1 pseudogene is annotated in these 336 nt (G+C 54.2%); it reads right to left on the bottom strand.

Annotated features, from left to right (window positions below):
• Positions 1-88 precede the first annotated feature (88 nt).
• Positions 89-336 (bottom strand): annotated as a pseudogene (locus tag ACOJB8_RS41275) (transposase); the annotation flags it as partial.

Genomic DNA, 336 nt, shown 5'->3' with positions numbered 1-336 from the left:
GCGCATTGGCGCTGGCTGGAAGGCATCAGGTTCGCCCGGCCGGAGCAACAGATCGACCTGCAGGAATATATCGACACAGTGCTTGTTCTGTCCCAGAAATAACTTTGCATAGCCGAGCCACTTTCTGGAAAATTGAATCGGCAGTCGCGGTCCATACGAACGGTCGGCCGTGTTGGTTGTACTGCGCGATATATCACTCGATGCTGGTGATGAGTTGACGCACGTTCTTGAACGACCCTCGACGGATCGCCTGCTGTGTAATCAGGCCAAACCAGCGTTCGACCTGATTCAGCCAGCTTGAGTAAGTCGGCGTGAAGTGTATGTGGTAGCGCGTAT

Source organism: Paraburkholderia sp. BR10141 (genome assembly GCF_056155635.1).
The sequence above is the reverse complement of the archived record's forward strand: the minus strand, read 5'-3'. Positions and strand labels throughout refer to the sequence as shown.